The sequence below is a fragment of the Paraburkholderia mimosarum LMG 23256 = NBRC 106338 genome (assembly GCF_000739815.1).
Classification (GTDB): Bacteria; Pseudomonadota; Gammaproteobacteria; order Burkholderiales; family Burkholderiaceae; genus Paraburkholderia; species Paraburkholderia mimosarum.
The window spans coordinates 364,736-381,224 of the sequence record NZ_BBJJ01000001.1; the positions used below are offsets into that span (position 1 = coordinate 364,736).

Sequence of the window (16,489 nt, forward strand, 5' to 3'; positions counted from 1 at the left end):
GATTGACAGTCATCGTTCAGGAAACCTCGTAACGTTTCGCATCCGCGTGGCGCAGTGCAAGCCCGCAACCGGGCCGCGAGAGATCGGGAGCGATCGCGCCGTCCTTGACTTGCGGCGCGCCATCGAACAGCATGGCCTCGATGCGTGCGTGGTCGTGGAACCACTCGATGTGCAGCAGCCGCCGTGCCGCGCACGCGGCATGCAGATGCAGCGCCGGTGCGCAGTGCGCCGAGAGCGGCGTATGCCAGGCGTCGCACAGCGCGTCGGCCGCGAGGAAACCGCTGATGCCGCCGCAACGCGTGGCGTCTGCCTGAAGCACATCGACGGCGTGCGCTTCGAGCAGCGCGCGGTTGTCGTCGGCGGTCCACGCGTATTCGCCGGCGGCGAGCGCCATGCCGTCGGGCAAGCGTGCGCGCAGCGCGGCGAGTCCGCGCCGGTCGTCGGAGGAGAGCGGCTCTTCGAACCACTCCACTCCCTGGCGCGCGAAGGAAGCGGCGAGACGCCCGGCCTGCGTCGCGTCGTAGGCGCCGTTGGCATCGACGAACAGGCCCGCCTCGCCGATGGCTTGCCGCGCGGCTTCCACGCGCGCGGGATCGTCGCGCGGCGAGGTACCGACCTTCATCTTGACCCAGGCGCAGCCGTCTTCCTCGACCCAGCCGCCCAGTTGCTGGGTGAGCCTCGCGAGGTCGTAGTTCGTGAACCCGCCGCTGCCGTAGACGTGCACGCGATCGCGCTGCTTGCCCAGCAGCGTGGCGAGCGGCAGGTCGAGCGCCTTCGCCTTGAGATCCCACAGCGCGCCATCGACTGCGGATATCGCGCATGCCGCGATGCCCGGCCGCCCGATATTGCGCACGGCGCGCTGCATGGCGAGCCCGATGCGGCCGATGTCGAAGATGTCGTGACGGCGCACTTCGTCGGCGAGCACGGACGCGATCAGCGAGCGCGCGCTCGCATGCGCGTAGGTGTAGCCCATGCCCGTTTTGCCGAGCGCGTCGATTTCGACGACGACGAGCGTGGTGGCGTCCCAGGCAATGGTCCCATCGGACTCGGGGCCATCGGTCGGAATCTTGAAGGCGCGTGCTTCGAGGCGCGTGACGGGAGACGGTTTCATGTTGACGTGCTCCCTCGAATCACAGCAGCTTTTCGAGCGTGACCGGCAGGTCGCGCACGCGTTTGCCCGTTGCGTGGTAGATCGCGTTCCCGATCGCCGCGGCCACGCCCACCACGCCGATCTCGCCCACGCCCTTCGCGCCGAGCGGGTTGACCACGTCGTCGTGCTCGTCGACGAACAGCACGTCGATCGCATCGACATCGCGGTTCACGGGCATGTAGTAGTCGGCCAGGTTGTGGTTCATCACGCGCCCGAGCGAGTGATCGAATTGCGCCTGCTCGTGCAGCGCCATGCCGATGCCCCAGACCACGCCGCCCGCGATCTGGTTGGCGGCCGTTTTCGGATTGATGATGCGGCCCGCCGCAATCGCGCTCACCACGCGCGCCACACGGATCTGGCCGAGCGATTCGTCAACCCGCACCTCGGCGAACACCGCCGAATGCGTGGCCGACGTGTAGTCCTTTTGCCGCTCATCTGGCTCGAGCGTGAGCTGTTCTTCGAGCGACTTCATGCCCGCGTGCGCGAGCAGGTCGGCGAGGGCCACGCGCGGCGCGCCCTCGTGCGCGCCGAGGCGCACCTCGCCGTCCCGGATGTCGAGCTGCTCGCCGAGCGCGGCGGGGTCGAGATTGGCGAAGGCCACGCCGCCGTGCGTGAGCAACAGTTGCGCGAGCCGCGAGCGCAGCCGCATGCACGCGACCCATGCGGCGCTGCCGACCGACGAAACGGTCCACGACCCGCCCTCGATGGGCGCGCGCGGCAAGGACGTATCGCCGAGCGTGAACTCGACGTCCTCGATCGGCAGATGCAGCGCATCGGCGGCGATCTGCGAGATCGCGGTGTAGGTGCCCGTGCCGATGTCGGCCGTGGCGCTCGCGAGCGCGAGGCGGCCATCGGCCCCGAGCACGGCGCGCACACTGGCTTCGGTCTGCATGGCGTCCCAGACGCCGGTTGCCATGCCGTAGCCCACGAGCTCGTGGCCCTCGCGCATGCTTCGCGGCAGTGGGGCGCGCCCGCCCCAGCCGAAGCGCTCCGCGCCCTGCGCGTAACATTCCAGCAGCGCCTTGCTCGACCAGGGGCGGCGCTTGTTGGCGTCTTCGTCCGAGAAGTTGCGCAGGCGCAGTTCGAGCGGGTCCATCTCCAGCGCGACGGCCAGCTCGTCCATCGCGCATTCGAGCGCGAAGATGCCTTGCGTCGCACCGGGTGCGCGCATGTCCGAGGGCGTGGGGACGTCGAGCCGCCCGAGCATGTAGCCAAGCTGAACGTGATTCGCCTGATAGAGCTGGCCGGCCCAGTTCACGACCACGTCGGTATAGTCCTCGAAGCGCGAAGTTTCGCTTACGGCTTCGTGGACGATCGCATCGAGACGGCCGTCACGCTGCGCACCGAGCGCCACGCGCTGGATCGTCCCGGGCCGGTGATAGTGCGTGAACATCTGCGCGCGCGTGAGCGCCACGCGAACGGGACGGCGCAGCGCGCGCGCCGCCATCATCGCGAGCGGTAAATCGTATACCGGGCGAAGCCCCGAGCCGAACGCGCCGCCGACGAACGGCGAGACCACCCGCACGCGTTCGCTGGGCAAGCCGAAGACCTGCGTCAGATAGCGCTGCGTATTCAGGACACCCTGGGTTTTTTCGTAGACGGTAAAGCGGCCATCCGCGGAAGGCACGATCGTGCAGCCGTGCATCTCCATCGGCTGATGAAACTCCACCGGCGTCATGTAGAAAGCGTCCGTGCGCACGGGGGCGCGCGCATGGGCCTTCCATGCCTCGCCGCGCGGCGCTGGCGGCGGCTCGAAGCCGCCTTTCTCGTTCGACGGCGTGACGGCGTCTTCGAGCGCGTGCGTGAGTTCGGTCCGGTGCGCGTCGCGGCGATAGTGCACGTGCACGAGCGTCGCCGCGTGGTGCGCCAGTTCGAGCGACTCCGCGAGCACGAGCGCGACCGGTTGGCCCGCGAAGAGAATGTGCGCGTCGGCGAGCGGGCGAAACGGCGCGCCGCCCGGCGCGATTTGATCCTTCCAGGCCTTGGGATCCTCGGCGCAAGCGGGGCGGTTCTCGTGCGTCAGCACGTGCACCACACCGGGCAGCGCGAGCGCGGCGCTCGCGTCGATGGCGACGATTTCGCCGCGTGCAATCGTCGCGTTGACGATGGCCCCGTAGACGAGGCCCGGTGCCGCGAATTCGGCGGCATAGCGCGCGGCGCCGGTCACCTTGCTGCGGCCATCCACGCGCGACAGCGGTGCGCCGATCCGCGCGCCGTGCGATCGAACTGGCGTGTTCATTCGCGATCCTCCTCATCCGGCGCGCCGGCGGCGTCGGCTTGCGGCGCCAGCGCCAGTTCGAACGCACGCATGATGGCGCGCCGCGCGAGGTCCACCTTGAACGCATTGCCGGGGCGCGCATCCGCGCGCGCGACGAGCGCATCGGCGAATCGTTCGACGGCGAGCGCGTCGTCCACGGAAGCTCCCGTGACCAGCGCTTCCGCTTGCCGGTCGCGCCACGGCTTGTGCGCGACCCCGCCCAGCGCGCAGCCGAATGCGCGCACCACCCCGTCCTCGATCCTGAGGCCGAGCCCGACCGAGACCACTGCGAACGCGTACGACTGGCGATCGCGCACCTTGAGGTAGACGCCATGGCGCGGGTAGCCCTCGCGCGGCAATTCGACGGCCGTGATGAGCTCGTCGGCGCCGAGCGTGGTTTCGCGATGCGGCGTGTGGCCCGGCAGGCGCAAGAGCTCGCCGAACGGCAGCGTGCGTGCGCCCGCCGGGCCGGCGACGTGCACGGTGGCGTCGAGCGCTTCGAGCGCCACGCACATATCGGAAGGGTGGGTGGCGATGCAATGCTCGCTCGCCCCGAAGATCGCGTGCATGCGGTTGACGCCGTCGAGCGCCGCGCAGCCGCTGCCGGGCGCGCGCTTGTTGCAACAGGTGGCCGGGTCGTAAAAGTAGACGCAGCGGGTGCGCTGAAGCAGATTGCCGCCCACCGTGGCCGCATTGCGGATCTGCGCGGACGCACCCGCGAGCACCGCCTGCGAAAGCAGCGGATAGCGCTCGCGCACGCGCGCATCCCATGCGAGCTGGCTGTTGGTGACGAGCGCGCCGATACGCAAGCCGCCTTGCTGCGTCGGCTCGATGTCGTGCAGCGGCAGCCGGTTGATGTCGATGACGGCGGCGGGACGCAAGACGTTTTCGCGCATCAGATCGACGAGATTCGTGCCGCCCGCGAGAAACTGCGCGGTGGGTGTGGCGCCATGCAGGCGGATGGCATCGGCGACGCTCGTCGCGCGGGCGTACGAGAAGCGGTTCATCGCGTGTGCTCCCGCGCGGCGTTAGTTGGCTGCCCGTTCGCCGCGCTGTCCGGTTGGCTGCAGGCCTGCTCGCGTCGGACGGCGTCGACGGCATTGGCGATGTTCACGTACGCGCCGCAGCGGCATAGATTGCCGCTCATCTGCTCGCGCACATCGTCGCGGCAGTGCGCGTGGCCCTCGGCGAGCAGGCCGAGCGCCGAGCAGATCTGGCCGGGCGTGCAATAGCCGCACTGGAGCGCGTCGTGATCGACGAAAGCCTGCTGCATGGGGTGAAGCTCGCCGTCCCGGGCGAGGCCCTCCACCGTGGTGATCTCCGCGCCGTCGAGCGCGACGGCCAGCGCGAGACAGGCGTTGATGCGCGTGCCGTTCACGAGCACCGTGCACGCGCCGCACTGGCCATGGTCGCAGCCCTTTTTCGTGCCCGTGAGCTGCAAGTGTTCGCGCAGCAGATCGAGCAGGCTGGTCCAGGGCTCGAGGCGCAGCGCGTGGCGCGCGCCGTTGATCGTCAGTTCGAGGGGCACGATCCCGGCGAGCGCGGCGGCCGTATCGGGGGGTTCCGTTCGTGTGACGGTATGCATGACGGCCTCTATCGGGAAGATAACGCTGACGGCTGCGCTGCCCCGGACGAGCGGACCGGGGCTTCACGGGCGGGTGCGCAACTGCCTTGCCCGCGGCGCGCGGACGCGCGGATCGGCAAGCGGCGCCGGCGCAATGCAAGGCTGCGACCAGGCCGCCGCCGGGCGAGGACGCACCTGCGGGATGGCGCACCTGCGTGCCCATGGCGACGGCGCGCATACGTGCGTTTGCTCGTGCTATTTCAACGCTTACCTGCACGCTTTTACAACGCTCCCCGCTGGGGATTGCGTTGCGAGCAAACGGCGGCGCGCCGCATAGAGCCCCTGTGCGTTGCTCACGATGACGCGCCCTGGGAGCGAGCGTCGATCATGCGCGATTCAAGCGGCTGTGCACGCGACGGCCCACTCAGTGATGTCCCTGGCGAGCCCGCGCCGCGCGCGTTTGCGCCGCCTTTTTGGCTGCCGCCGAGCGTCCCGCCGCCCCCTTCGTTTGCGCGGCTTTCTTCGCCGCCGCCGAACGGCTCGCGGCTGGCCTGCGCGCAGCCGCTTCCTTCGATTGCGCCGACATCGCCTCGCTCGATGCGCCTTGCCGGCTCTCGCGCTTCAGTACGGCAGTGGTGGTGCGCGAGCGCTTGCTCCTGGATTCCGTGCTGGCGCTCGCCTTTTGCTTGCCTTGTCCCTTCGCCGTGTCCTGCTGGGCCTTCTTGCGCGTGGCTTCGCTGGTCTTGCCCTTTGCCGGGGGCTTGAGGTCGACGCCGGCGCGCCGTGCTTTCGATAAACCGATGGCGATTGCCTGCTTCGCGGAGCGCACGCCATGTTTGCCGGCGCGTACACGATCGATTTCATCCTTGACGAATTCGCCTGCCTGCGTGCTCGGCGATTTTCCTGCGCGCTTGTCGGCGCGAGCGCGTTCGATGACTTTGCGTTCGGGCATGATGGCTCTCCTCGACCGCACCGGTTGCGGTCCCATGCTTCGCGTACTTTTTAGCAAGCAACGGCCGTGCCGCAGCAGCAGGGCCACGGCTCACGCGGGGCGCCAGGTATGGACCCTGCGTGAGTTCGTTACTGGAGCGGCGATGCCTTCGCCGCATCGCCCCGCGAAGCCTTCAGCGCGTTGCCGCTGCTGCGCTGGCAGGCGCGGAGCCCTCGCTATTGAGCGGATTCACCATCCGTGTCGGGTCGAAATCGGCCCATCGCCCGTCCTGCCACTTTCCGTCAGCTATTTCGATATCCTGAGCATTAGATTCGCGTAGCACGCGGATTGCGCGCGGCTGCATCGCGGAATTCACGTGCACGGCCAGCATCACGCCGGATTCGCGCTCGTGCGGCACGCTGTTGGGGACGGCTTCGGGTTCGTCGGCGCGTCTGCCGCCGCGCGCCAGCACCAGGGCGCCGATCAGGGTTCCGATGTACAGGCCGAGGAGCGTTGCGACCGCCGCTACCAGAACGGAGTGAAATACCAGGAAGGTGAGCACGGCTGCGACCGCCGCACCGACGACCGCGCCGAGCGCGCCTCCGCTGGTCGCCCCGATTCCCGCGGGCCGTGCCTGAGGGTCGGCGTACGCGTCTCCGCCGATCGGATAGCGCGCGTGTTGGCCACTCGGATTCACGAAGAACTCGGCCACGTCCTCCTCGACGAACTGGTTCGCCAGCAATCGCTTTCTGGCCGTATCGGCGGCATCGAACGTCGTAAACCGCGCTGCGATGATTTGTGACATGGATTCCTCCGCCTTGTGGTGGATACCTCCCGTTCGCACGGCGGCGACCCGCACGATATGACGCGCGATCCGAGCCTGCAAACGCTCTGCATGGAGGCTCGCAAGCCCCGTTCCGCGGCCGTTGCGAGGGCGGGTCGGCACAGGGTTTGCGCTTTCCATGTGCGAGCGCGACGTGCCGAAGGAGACGGCGCGCCGTACCTTGAACCTCAACCATTACGTAGGAGAACAGATCATGAAGAGATCGATGATGAGAACCGTGGCATACGCCCTTTCGCTGATGCTGTGCTCCGCCGCTTATGCGGCCGGCGGGGGAGGCGGGGGTGCGGGCGGCGGCGCAGGCGGAGGGGCCGGCGGGGCAGGTGCGGGCGCAGCGGGGGCGGGCGGTGGCACGGGCGGTGGCGGCGGCGATGGTGGCGGCGCGGCGGGTGTTTCGCCGGGCGGCAGCGGCGGTGCCGCGGGCACCGGTGGATATGGCGGCATGGGCAACAGCGGCGCCGCTGGCGCGACGGGCAACGGCACGGACATGGGAACCGGCAACGCCACGACCAGTCCCGCACCATCGACTTACCGCAACCAGGGCAACAGCAACGGCATGGGGACAACGACGCAGCCGCGCACCTCGCCGTAACGTATCGCCGGAGGCTTGCTGAAACAGGGACGCTGCGGTGGCGGGACAGACAGGGAATCGTTCTGCCTCGCGCGCCGCTGCGTCCCGCACCACCGATGAGGAGCAGATGCAATGACCAGCGAGATGAAGAAGTGCCGCGTCGCTATCCTGGCGGTCGACGGTTTCGAAGAGGCGGAGTTGACCGAGCCTCAGCGCGCGTTGAAAGAAGCAGGCATGGAAGTCGACGTGATTTCCGGGCAGACCGGTCAAATCCAGGGCTTCCGGCACGTCGACATCGGCGACAAAGTCAACGTCGACCGCACGTTCGCCGATGCGAGAGCCGACGAATACGACGCTGTCGTGCTTCCGGGCGGCGTGGTGAACTCCGACGCGATTCGCCTCATTCCCGAGGCGCAGTCTTTCGTGAAGCAGGCCAACGCGTCGAACAAGCTCATCGCGATCATTTGCCACGGTAGCTGGCTGCCCATTTCGGCGGGCATCGTTCGCGGACACACGATGACGAGTTGGCCGACGCTGCAGGACGATCTCCGCAACGCGGGCGCGACCTGGGTCGATCAGCGGGTCGTGCGCGACGGCAATTTCATTACCAGCCGGAAACCCGACGACCTGGCCGCTTTCAACGCCGAGCTGATCTCGGGACTGCGCGAAGAAGCGCGTCCGGCCGTGTAGCGGTCGTCGAAGGGCACTGATCCATTGATTGGGCGCGCGGGCGCTGTACGGGGATCGGCGCCCAGGCCTTCTTGTCTGACGTATTCGACGTCCTCCGTCTAGTTCCCGGGTGCGGGACTTGCGCAGCGCTATCCCTGCGGTCAGGGTTTCTTGCCGATTTCGGTGCACGGAGGCGACAGTGGGAGAAGGGCCATCGCGGGTCGGCTCCCTCGTTGCCGATCATCTTGCGCGACACCGTTCTGCAATCTTGCGCCGCTGGCTGCGCAAGGTCAGCCGGCATCTGCGTCTCAGGCAGCGCAACCGCAATGCGGCGGTGGGACTCATCAACCAGCTCCCGTTGCTATTCGACGAGCTGCGCGCGGTCCTGACCGGCAGCCCGGCAGCCGACTGCATCACCGGCGAAGCCTTGCACGACGCGCGCCTGCACGCTCGCGAACGCTGGCGTCAGGGTTTTGCACTCGATGAGCTCTATCTCGAACTCGATCTGTTGCAGCGTTGCATTCAGGCCAGCCTGCGCGCTTACTTTGCCAGTGGGCTTTCGCGTGAAGGGCAGACCGAGATCCACGAGTGCGTCGAGGAGTTCTTCAGCGCCGCGATCCGGGACGCCATCGCGCAGTTCCAGACCCAGCAGGACCGGCGGGTCAACGACGCCTTGCGCGATCGCGATCGCGCGCTCGCGGCGCAGCAAAGAAGCGAGGAACGCTTGCGCATGGCCGCCGATGCCGCGGGCCTGGGCATTTTCGAGTGGGATCCGACGACGGACACGGCCGTCTGGGAGAACGACCGGATGTACGAGATCACCGGTCAGCCGCGCGAGCACGGTCCCTTGTCCGCCGATGCATTTCTGTCCGCCGTCGAATCGCCGGAGGAGGCGGAGCACCTGAGAACGCTGCTGGCGGATCGGCCGTCGGCCGAGGTCCACGCTGCCGCCGGCTTCAAGAAGATACAGTCCGGCGAGCATTGCGTCGTCGAGATTTCAGGGCGGTTCATGCCGGATTCGAGCGGGCAGCGGCAAGTGCTCGTCGGCATCCTCTCGGACATCACGCGGCGCGCCGAGGCCGAGAATGCGCTGCGCGAAGCGGACCGGCGCAAGGACGCCTTTCTCGCGACGCTTGCGCACGAACTCCGAAATCCGCTCGCACCCATTCTGAACGCCGCCTACCTGATGCGCCACTCCGTGGGCTCGCCGAGCCAGCGCAGCTGGCTGCAGGGCTTGATCGAGCGCCATGCGAAACATCTGGCTCATCTGCTCGACGACCTGCTCGATCTCGCGCGCGTGGCGGCGGGCAAGGTCCGCCTGAAGAAGGAGGTGTTCGACGTGCGCCGTGCCGTCGAGAGCGCGATCGAAATGACGGCCCCCGCCGCGCTCGAGCGTGGACATCGGCTCGAGGTCCATGGCATGACGGGCGCGCCGCTGCTCGTGAGCGGCGACGCCACGCGCATCGCCCAGGTGGTCTCGAATCTCCTCGACAATGCCGTCAAATACACGCGCGAAGGCGGACATATTCAAGTGAGCGTGGAGCGCACGCCGCGACACGTTTCCATTGCGGTGCAGGACGACGGCATGGGTATGGATCCGGCCATCATTCCTTCGATGTTCGAAATGTTCGAGCAGGCGCCCGAGGCGAGCCAGGGCGAAAAGAAGGGGCTGGGTATCGGACTGTCCGTCGCACGCTCCCTGATTGCCATGCATGGCGGTACCATCACGGCGAGCAGCGAGGGTCCGGGGCGAGGCAGCCGCTTCACGATCGAATTGCCCCTTTGCAACGGCGCGAGCGACTTGCCACAGGAAGACGCGCTCCGCGAGGTGACGGCCCCGATATCGCGGCGGGTGCTCGTCGTGGACGACAATCATGATGCAGCGGCATCTCTTGCACTGATACTTCGCGGGAACGAAGTGCGGGTCGCCGGGACCGGCGCACAGGCCTTGCAGATTGCGGCGGAATTTCGTCCGGAGATCGTCTTCATGGACCTCGGCTTGCCCGACATGTCCGGCCTCGATGTCGCCGCCCAGATGGCCAATCAGGCGGGCGCGAACGCTCCGATTCTCGTTGCCTTGACCGGCTATGGTCAACCCGAGGACAGGGCGCGCACGCGCGCGGCGGGCTTCGACCATCACTTCGTCAAGCCGGCGCCCATCGAGGAACTGTTGCGCATCGTCGAGAATCCGCACGGCGAGTAGCGTGCGGTGCTCGCGCGTCGTCCAGGCGTCATCGAAGCGTGATCGCTCGCAGCCTTGGGCATGCACCGTGCTCGCGCGTGCCCAGGGAATCTCGTGAAGTGGCATCCGATGGCGGGCAGACTCGAATGCAAACGCAAACCCGGATTGTCGTGGTGACGGGCGCCGGTGCCGGTGTGGGCCGCGCTGTAGCCGAAGAATTCGCGCGTGCGGGTTATGACGTGGCGATGCTCTCGCGCGAGCCCGGTCGCCTCGCGCGCGCGGCCGCACAATTGAGCGGTTACGGCGTGCGCGTGCTCGCGATCCCGACCGACGTCGCCGACGCGCAGGCCGTCGAGGCCGCGGCGGCGCGCGTGGAAAGCGAACTCGGTGCGATCGGCGTCTGGGTGAATGTTGCGATGGCAACGGTATTCGCGCCCGTTTCCGCGCTCGACGCGCGCGACGTGGAGCGGGCCACGCAAGTCACGTATCTCGGCCAGGTCTATGGGACGATGGCGGCGCTACGACGCATGCGCGCACGCAACTGCGGCACGATCGTCAATGTGGGGTCCGCGCTGGCCTCCCGTGCGGTGCCGCTGCAATCGGCGTACTGCGGCGCGAAATTCGCCGTGCGAGGGTTCACCGATGCACTGCGCTCGGAGATCCTGCACGACGGTCTCGACATTCATCTTTCGCTCATCGATCTGCCTGCCATGAACACGCCGCAGTTCCAGTGGGCGGCCAACCGCACGGGAAAACGCGCGCGTCCCATCGCACCCGTTTTCCAGCCCGAAGTGGCCGCGCGCGCGATCCGCTTTGCCGCCGAGCATCGCCGGCGCACGCTGTGGCTCGGCTGGCCCACGGCGCGCGCGATTGTGGCGGACCTGCTCGCGCCGGGCCTGGTCGACCGCTATCTGGCGAAGGCCGGCTACCGCGGGCAGTTGAGCGACGAGCCGCGCGCCGACGATGCACCCGATAACCTCTACGCGCCGGTGCCGGGCGACTTCGGCGCGCACGGGCGCTTCGACGACGAAGCCCGTACCACGGGCGCGCCGCTTTTCACGGAGCGCCACGTGCAGGCGCTCAAGGGCGGAATGGCACTCGCCTTGATCGGTGCGGCCCTGATGTACGCGCGCCTCGTCAGACGGCTTGGTTCGTGAGAACGCGAGCCCTGCCGGGTTTGTAGCGATTACGCGTAATGCCTGGAACGCCTTTTTCGCGGCGCGGTTCACCTGAGTACGCGCCGCGCGTGGCCTGCGTGGGCGCGCGGGCCGCGCCGCAGGGCACGCTCTTTGCGTGACCCTGGTCATGCAAAGCGTGAGTCCACGCGATCTGGCGAGGAAGGTTTGCAGCCAGCCGTACTGTTCCACGAACTTTCGGGAGCCGATGATGCTTTATTATGCGATCGTCTTTTTCGTCATTGCCGTGATCGCGGCTATTTTCGGTTTTGGCGGTATTGCTGCTGGAGCCGCGAGCATAGCCAAGATTCTGTTCATTGTGTTCGTCATCCTCTTCATTGGTAGTTTGCTGTTCGGCGCGTTGCGGCGCTAAGCCAGTTTCCTCTGGCATGCATAGAAGAAAATGGCGCCGATGACGTTCGCAGACGGCGCCCAGGAAGCAGCGGTTGCGGAGGGTTCGCGCGCACCGGAGAACGGGCGCGCGAACGCCGCTGCGCCGCTGGGCTTCGTCAGCTGGAACATCCATGGTGCGGTGGGCACCGACCGCATGTGCGCGCCTGAGCGCATCGCCCGTGTGCTTCAGGAGATCGACGCCGACGTGGTCGCGCTCCAGGAGGTGCCGCTCGGCGGCACGTCGTCGGCCGCCTCGTCCAACGTGCTCGCCGCCCTGAGCGACGCCACCGGTTTGCAGGCCGTGGCTGGCCCGACGCTCGACACGCCCATGCGCCGTTTCGGCAACGCCGTGCTCACCCGCTGGCCGATCGCGGAGACGCGTACGCTCGATCTTTCGTTCGGCCGCCGCGAACCGCGCGGCGCGCTCGACGTGGACATCCTCCTGCCGGGCGAGACGCTGCGGGTGGTCGCAACGCATCTCGGGCTCGGCATGTCGGAGAGGCGCGCGCAGATCGCGCAACTCGTGGCGGCCTTCGACCGGCCCGGGCTGCCGGTGATACTCGCCGGCGACATCAACGAATGGCTGCTCTGGCGTCGCGCGCTGCGCATGCTCACGGCGCATTTTCGGGCCGCGCCCGCGCCCGCCACGTTCCCTTCCCGCTTGCCCCTCTTCGCGCTCGACCGCGTCTGGATGCACCCGGCGAGCAGACTCACGAGCGTGCGTGCCTGGCGCTATGGCGAAGCGCGCATCGCCTCCGATCATCTCCCGCTCGTGGCGCGCATCGAGCCTCGCGAGGCCGAGGGATAGCGGGAGTCGCACGCTATCGCGATCGGCGCCCCGCAGCGGCGCGAATGCCGCCCACGCGGTGGGCGATGGCGCTCAGTGGGAGGGCTTGCCGACCTGCAGCAGGTTCGTGACCGACGTCACGCCGTCGAGATGCTGAACGACGCTGCCCGCGCGATCGCGCTGTGCCGCGTCCGCCACCGTGCCGGTGAGCGTGACCGTTGCGCGATCCGTCGTGACGTGCACGTCATTCGATTCCAGACCGTCCGTGCTGGCCAGTGCGGCTTTCGCGCGTGCGGTGATGATGGTGTCGCTCGTATTGGTGCCGGCCGACGGGGCGGCGGAAGTGAGCCCGTGAGGAGGCGGCACGCCCGGACGGTTGGCGCCGGACGGGGCGCCGGTGCCGGATTGGGCCAGCGCGGCGCCGCAGGTTAGCGCGAGGGCGACGCCCAGTCCCGTGCTGCCCAGATTGCGTGAAGACCGCTTGCGCATCTGCGCCTCCTCGTCGAGTTGTCGAATGCCGGCCAGGCGAGCGTCAGTGGCCGATCACGCGTTCCCAGCCGTGACGCACGGCAGCCTTGAAGCGCTCCCACCCGCTTGCCGGATAGCGCGACTCCCAGTCCTCGCGCGCGCTCGGCTCGACCTGTTGCCAGTCGTAGCCGCGATAGCGTTCGTCCTGGCCGAGTTCCGCCCCGTGCGTGTAGGCCCGCCGATACTCGTCGTAGGACGCGCCCGTGTTCGCGTAGTGAGCGTTATAGTCCCTGCGGAACTCGCTTTCGTAAGGGTCGTCGTCCAACGGAGTCCCCATGAGGGGATCGCCCACGCGCTCCCTGCTCATGCTCTGATTCGGGCCGTTGTCCGGGCTGCGATTGAGGCTGCTGTTCAGGCCGCTATCCGAACTCGAGCCGCCATTTGGGCCGCTGCCTGGCGCGCTGCTTTGGCCGGCATTTCTGCCGGTATTCAGGCCGCTATTCGGGCCGGAATTCGAGCCGGAATTCGAGCCGGCCTTCGGCCCGCGATCTGTGCCGCGATTCGTGCCGTAATCCGGGCCCCTGCCGAGGCGGCTTTCGGCACCTTCCGCAGATCCGCGCTCTTGGGTTTGCTTCGTCGTGACCTGTTGCATTCCGCCGACCGTTCTTGGGCCGCCGGAGGCAAAGCGGGTACTGTGCATACCGCTTTCGCCGGTGGCGGAAGCGCCGCCCATAGATGCCCTGGACGCCGTGGACGGGGCTGACGGCGCTTCGTACTGGCTTGCGTCGTCGCGCTCTCCCGGGTGGCTGCGCTGCTGGCCGTGCTCAGGCATGCCGGTTCTCGTCGACGCATGCCGCCATGCGTTCGCGCGCTCATCGATGTCGGCTGCGCCTGCACGGCGCATCACCTCGACGGCCATATCGACTTCCGTCTCGGACACGTCCGCGCAGACCAGCGTTCCCCCGCGGCGAACGAATTCGCGGTAGTCCTCCGTCTCGGGCGGATACTCGCCGGTCGGGAAGAGCCGCCCGAACAACTGCTCCAACTGGTCGAATACCGGCTTGTGATGACGCGTGTCGCCACCGCCTGGCGTGTAGACACGCGGTCCCTTTCCGTTCGGGGTCTCAACCGACGCCGAATACACGGCAATATTTGCCTGCGCCATGCCAGCATCGCCCAATGCCCGTTGCGCCGAACGCGCATCCGCGTAGCTGTCGAATACGCCCAACACGCTCTGTCTCATGAGTGTCTCCTTCCGCAATTGCCGCGCCGCAGCGCCGCGGCGCCGTACCTGGCCGATGGCGCAACGAGCATGCCCAATCACGCCGTTCACGCGGGCACGCGCGTTGCGTAGCGATGCACGTGCTAACAAACTCTACGGAGGCATCATGCTCGGCACAGTGCTTCTCGTCGTCCTGATCTTGCTGCTGGTGGGGGCGTTCCCCGCATGGCCGCATAGCCGCTCATGGGGCTATGCGCCGTCCGGTGCGCTGGGTGTCGTTCTCATCATCGTGATCGTGCTGCTGGTGATGGGAACGATCTAGGTGCGCCTCGACCCTGACCGGCTGTCGTTGCGCAAGCAACGATATGGCGTTGCCGATGCGCGATAAAAATGAGTAACGCACATCACCAGGGGCCTGTCGACGCGAGGTCGCGGATTGAAAAACGGAGATCGCCCGGCGCATGCGTGGGCCGCGAATATCGGTCCGGGACTTGCGACAATGGGGGCCGACACCGACCCGAGCGGCATCGTCACTTATTCGCTGGCCGGTGCGATGTACGGGCTCGACCTGCTGTGGGTATGCTTCCTCTCTTATCCGTCGATGGTCGCGCTTCAGCTGATCGCGACCCGCGTGGCCGCCGTCACCGGAAACGGCCTCACGGAGAACATGCGGGAGCATTATTCACCGTGGCTGTTCGCGCTTGCCGTCGGACGATTTCTCATTGCGAACACGCTCAACATGGCCGCCGATCTGTTGGCGATGGGCGCAGCCGGGCAGCTGATCTTTCATGGGCCGATCGCGCTTTTCACCGTGGTGTTTGCCGGTGCGTCGCTTGCGCTCCAGTGGTGGATCCCGTACGCGCGGTATGCTCGCGTCGTGAAGTGGCTGTGCATCGCCTTGTTCTGCTACGGCGGCGCGCTGCTGCTCGGGGACTTTCAATGGCGCATGGCCGGTTGGCGCGCGTGGGTGCCGGACATTACGTGGTCCGAAAGTTTCTTTGCGATGTTGCTGGCGGTGCTCGGCACGACTACCAGTCCGTATCTGCTGTTCTCGCAGGCAGAGCAGGAGGTCGAGGAACGCAAGGGCGACGGCTCCGCGTCGCAGGCGGATGCGTCGCAAGCCGCCGACGACACGCGCCATCTGCGAAGATTGCGCCATGAGACGCTGATCCGCACGCTGCTGTCCAACGCAACGGGCGCACTGATCCTTTGCGCATCGGCCGCGACGCTGCATGCACAGCACGCGCCGCTCGATTCGCTGCAGGACGCCGCGAAGGCCATGGCGCCGCTGGCGCGAGGGCATGCCGCGCAGGTTCTCGGCATCGCCATTCTCGGCACCGCGTTTCTTGCGCTTCCGCCGCTGGCCGGCTCGGCGGCACATGCCGCGGCGAGTTCGTTCCATTGGACCCGGGGTGAGCAGCGAGACCGGCGGATCGCGGTCGTGCTCGTCGTGCTCACGGCGGTGAGCGCGGCCATTGCATTGTGCTTTGACGGGTTCGGGGTGACTGCGGTGAGAGCGTGCTACTGGAGCGCGCTCGTCAACGGCATGACGCTGGCGCCGGTATTAGTGCTGCTCGTGCTGCTGAGCCATCACCGCAAGGCCGTCGGCCAGTTGAAGACGCACTGGTTCGTGCGTGCGTTGAGCTGGCTCGCGGCCATTGCCACGGGAGCCGCATTGGCGGCCCACGGCGTCATGGAGTTCGTCTAGGTGTGCCTCGTTCGACGACGAAATTCCGAGGGTGGCGCCTGGCACGCACGACGCGTCGCATTGCGCAGCGCATGAGGCGAGGCGCCACGCCGCCCTGTTTTACTCCCGCGTTTCGTCGAGGTCGTCGTCGCTGGCCTTTCGTGCCGCATCCTTCACGTCACCCATTTTTTTTCGGGCCTCGCCAGCGCCCTGTTGAAGATCGCCCTTGAGTTCCTGGGACTTGTTCCCAGTCACCTTGCCGGCCACTTCGTTGGCTTTGCCTTTGACTTTCTCTGCTGTGCCCTTCACATGGTCCTTGTTCATGGTCCTTCTCCTTTTCGAGTGGGCGCAAATAGCGCCAGCGTCCATGCGCAACGACCGTTCCCGAAGTGCAGTTCGCGCTGAGTCAGCCCACCGGCGGCTCGCCTTCGCCCGGCTTCTTGCCGGGCCGGTCGGACGGCGCTTGCCTGCGGCCCTTGTCATCGCGCTCGGGCAGCGCGCTGCGGCTGTCATCGCTATGCGTCGGTGGCTTTTCAGAAGGTGTGCTGCCTTTGGAAGGCTTTTCAGTCGAGTTCATCGCGTCCTCCACGCT

18 protein-coding genes are annotated in these 16,489 nt (G+C 67.4%); 8 read left to right on the plus strand and 10 right to left on the minus strand.

Annotated elements, in window-relative coordinates:
- Positions 1-16: 16 nt before the first annotated feature.
- The 6 genes from BMI01S_RS01605 to BMI01S_RS01630 form a co-directional block, all read right to left on the minus strand.
- Positions 17-1,111 (minus strand): enolase C-terminal domain-like protein, encoded by a 1,095-nt coding sequence (locus tag BMI01S_RS01605; RefSeq protein ID WP_028229902.1) that lies wholly within the window; start codon positions 1,109-1,111, stop codon positions 17-19.
- A 19-nt stretch (positions 1,112-1,130) separates the two neighbouring features.
- Positions 1,131-3,389 carry a xanthine dehydrogenase family protein molybdopterin-binding subunit gene (locus BMI01S_RS01610; RefSeq protein WP_028229903.1) on the minus strand — a complete coding sequence of 753 codons (2,259 nt, stop codon included), beginning with the start codon at positions 3,387-3,389 and terminating at the stop codon, positions 1,131-1,133.
- Complete coding sequence (locus BMI01S_RS01615; protein ID WP_028229904.1) at positions 3,386-4,414, minus strand: FAD binding domain-containing protein; 1,029 nt, start codon at positions 4,412-4,414, stop codon at positions 3,386-3,388. The genes BMI01S_RS01610 and BMI01S_RS01615 overlap by 4 nt, the downstream gene beginning before the upstream one ends.
- Positions 4,411-4,992 carry a (2Fe-2S)-binding protein gene (locus BMI01S_RS01620; protein WP_042288022.1) on the minus strand — a complete coding sequence of 194 codons (582 nt, stop codon included), beginning with the start codon at positions 4,990-4,992 and terminating at the stop codon, positions 4,411-4,413. The genes BMI01S_RS01615 and BMI01S_RS01620 overlap by 4 nt, the downstream gene beginning before the upstream one ends.
- A gap of 403 nt (positions 4,993-5,395) precedes the next feature.
- Positions 5,396-5,923: a DUF6496 domain-containing protein gene (locus tag BMI01S_RS01625; RefSeq protein ID WP_028229905.1), complete on the minus strand. Its 528-nt coding sequence runs from the start codon at positions 5,921-5,923 to the stop codon at positions 5,396-5,398.
- Between the two features lie 172 nt (positions 5,924-6,095).
- Positions 6,096-6,866, minus strand: coding sequence for a hypothetical protein (locus BMI01S_RS01630; RefSeq protein WP_306303676.1), 771 nt, complete (start codon positions 6,864-6,866; stop codon positions 6,096-6,098).
- Positions 6,867-6,939: 73 nt separating this feature from the next.
- Here BMI01S_RS01630 and BMI01S_RS01635 point away from each other — a divergent pair, with 73 nt between their 5' ends.
- From BMI01S_RS01635 to BMI01S_RS01660, 6 genes are all read left to right on the plus strand, one after another.
- Positions 6,940-7,335, plus strand: a complete 396-nt coding sequence (locus BMI01S_RS01635; protein WP_042288111.1) for a hypothetical protein — start codon at positions 6,940-6,942, stop codon at positions 7,333-7,335.
- Positions 7,336-7,446: 111 nt separating this feature from the next.
- The gene (locus BMI01S_RS01640; protein ID WP_028210654.1) at positions 7,447-8,004 is read left to right on the plus strand and encodes a type 1 glutamine amidotransferase domain-containing protein; all 558 of its coding nucleotides are present in this window, start codon (positions 7,447-7,449) and stop codon (positions 8,002-8,004) included.
- A gap of 178 nt (positions 8,005-8,182) precedes the next feature.
- A complete protein-coding gene (locus tag BMI01S_RS01645; RefSeq protein WP_028229907.1) occupies positions 8,183-10,186 on the plus strand; it encodes a hybrid sensor histidine kinase/response regulator in 2,004 nt (667 codons plus the stop codon).
- A gap of 125 nt (positions 10,187-10,311) precedes the next feature.
- Positions 10,312-11,322: an SDR family oxidoreductase gene (locus tag BMI01S_RS01650; RefSeq protein WP_028210656.1), complete on the plus strand. Its 1,011-nt coding sequence runs from the start codon at positions 10,312-10,314 to the stop codon at positions 11,320-11,322.
- A gap of 229 nt (positions 11,323-11,551) precedes the next feature.
- Complete coding sequence (locus tag BMI01S_RS38665; RefSeq protein ID WP_028210657.1) at positions 11,552-11,713, plus strand: DUF1328 family protein; 162 nt, start codon at positions 11,552-11,554, stop codon at positions 11,711-11,713.
- Positions 11,714-11,752: 39 nt separating this feature from the next.
- Positions 11,753-12,541, plus strand: a complete 789-nt coding sequence (locus BMI01S_RS01660; RefSeq protein ID WP_238327677.1) for an endonuclease/exonuclease/phosphatase family protein — start codon at positions 11,753-11,755, stop codon at positions 12,539-12,541.
- Positions 12,542-12,613: 72 nt separating this feature from the next.
- Here BMI01S_RS01660 and BMI01S_RS01665 read toward each other — a convergent pair whose 3' ends face one another.
- Together BMI01S_RS01665 and BMI01S_RS01670 are read right to left on the minus strand one after the other, a co-directional pair.
- Complete coding sequence (locus tag BMI01S_RS01665) at positions 12,614-13,009, minus strand: BON domain-containing protein (protein ID WP_036018233.1); 396 nt, start codon at positions 13,007-13,009, stop codon at positions 12,614-12,616.
- A 43-nt stretch (positions 13,010-13,052) separates the two neighbouring features.
- A complete protein-coding gene (locus BMI01S_RS01670; protein ID WP_028229908.1) occupies positions 13,053-14,231 on the minus strand; it encodes a hypothetical protein in 1,179 nt (392 codons plus the stop codon).
- A gap of 145 nt (positions 14,232-14,376) precedes the next feature.
- On the opposite strand from BMI01S_RS01670, the gene BMI01S_RS38670 reads away from it, so the two are divergent.
- Both BMI01S_RS38670 and BMI01S_RS01680 read left to right on the plus strand, forming a co-directional pair.
- Positions 14,377-14,532: a DUF3309 family protein gene (locus tag BMI01S_RS38670; RefSeq protein WP_036018236.1), complete on the plus strand. Its 156-nt coding sequence runs from the start codon at positions 14,377-14,379 to the stop codon at positions 14,530-14,532.
- A gap of 177 nt (positions 14,533-14,709) precedes the next feature.
- Positions 14,710-15,918, plus strand: a complete 1,209-nt coding sequence (locus BMI01S_RS01680) for an NRAMP family divalent metal transporter (protein WP_081715887.1) — start codon at positions 14,710-14,712, stop codon at positions 15,916-15,918.
- Positions 15,919-16,017: 99 nt separating this feature from the next.
- Here the strand turns inward: BMI01S_RS01680 and BMI01S_RS01685 are convergent, their stop codons facing one another.
- A complete protein-coding gene (locus BMI01S_RS01685) occupies positions 16,018-16,221 on the minus strand; it encodes a CsbD family protein (RefSeq protein WP_028210660.1) in 204 nt (67 codons plus the stop codon).
- Positions 16,222-16,303: 82 nt separating this feature from the next.
- Entirely contained in the window at positions 16,304-16,474 is a 171-nt protein-coding gene (locus BMI01S_RS41820; RefSeq protein ID WP_167334402.1) for a hypothetical protein, read from the minus strand.
- Positions 16,475-16,489 lie beyond the last annotated feature (15 nt).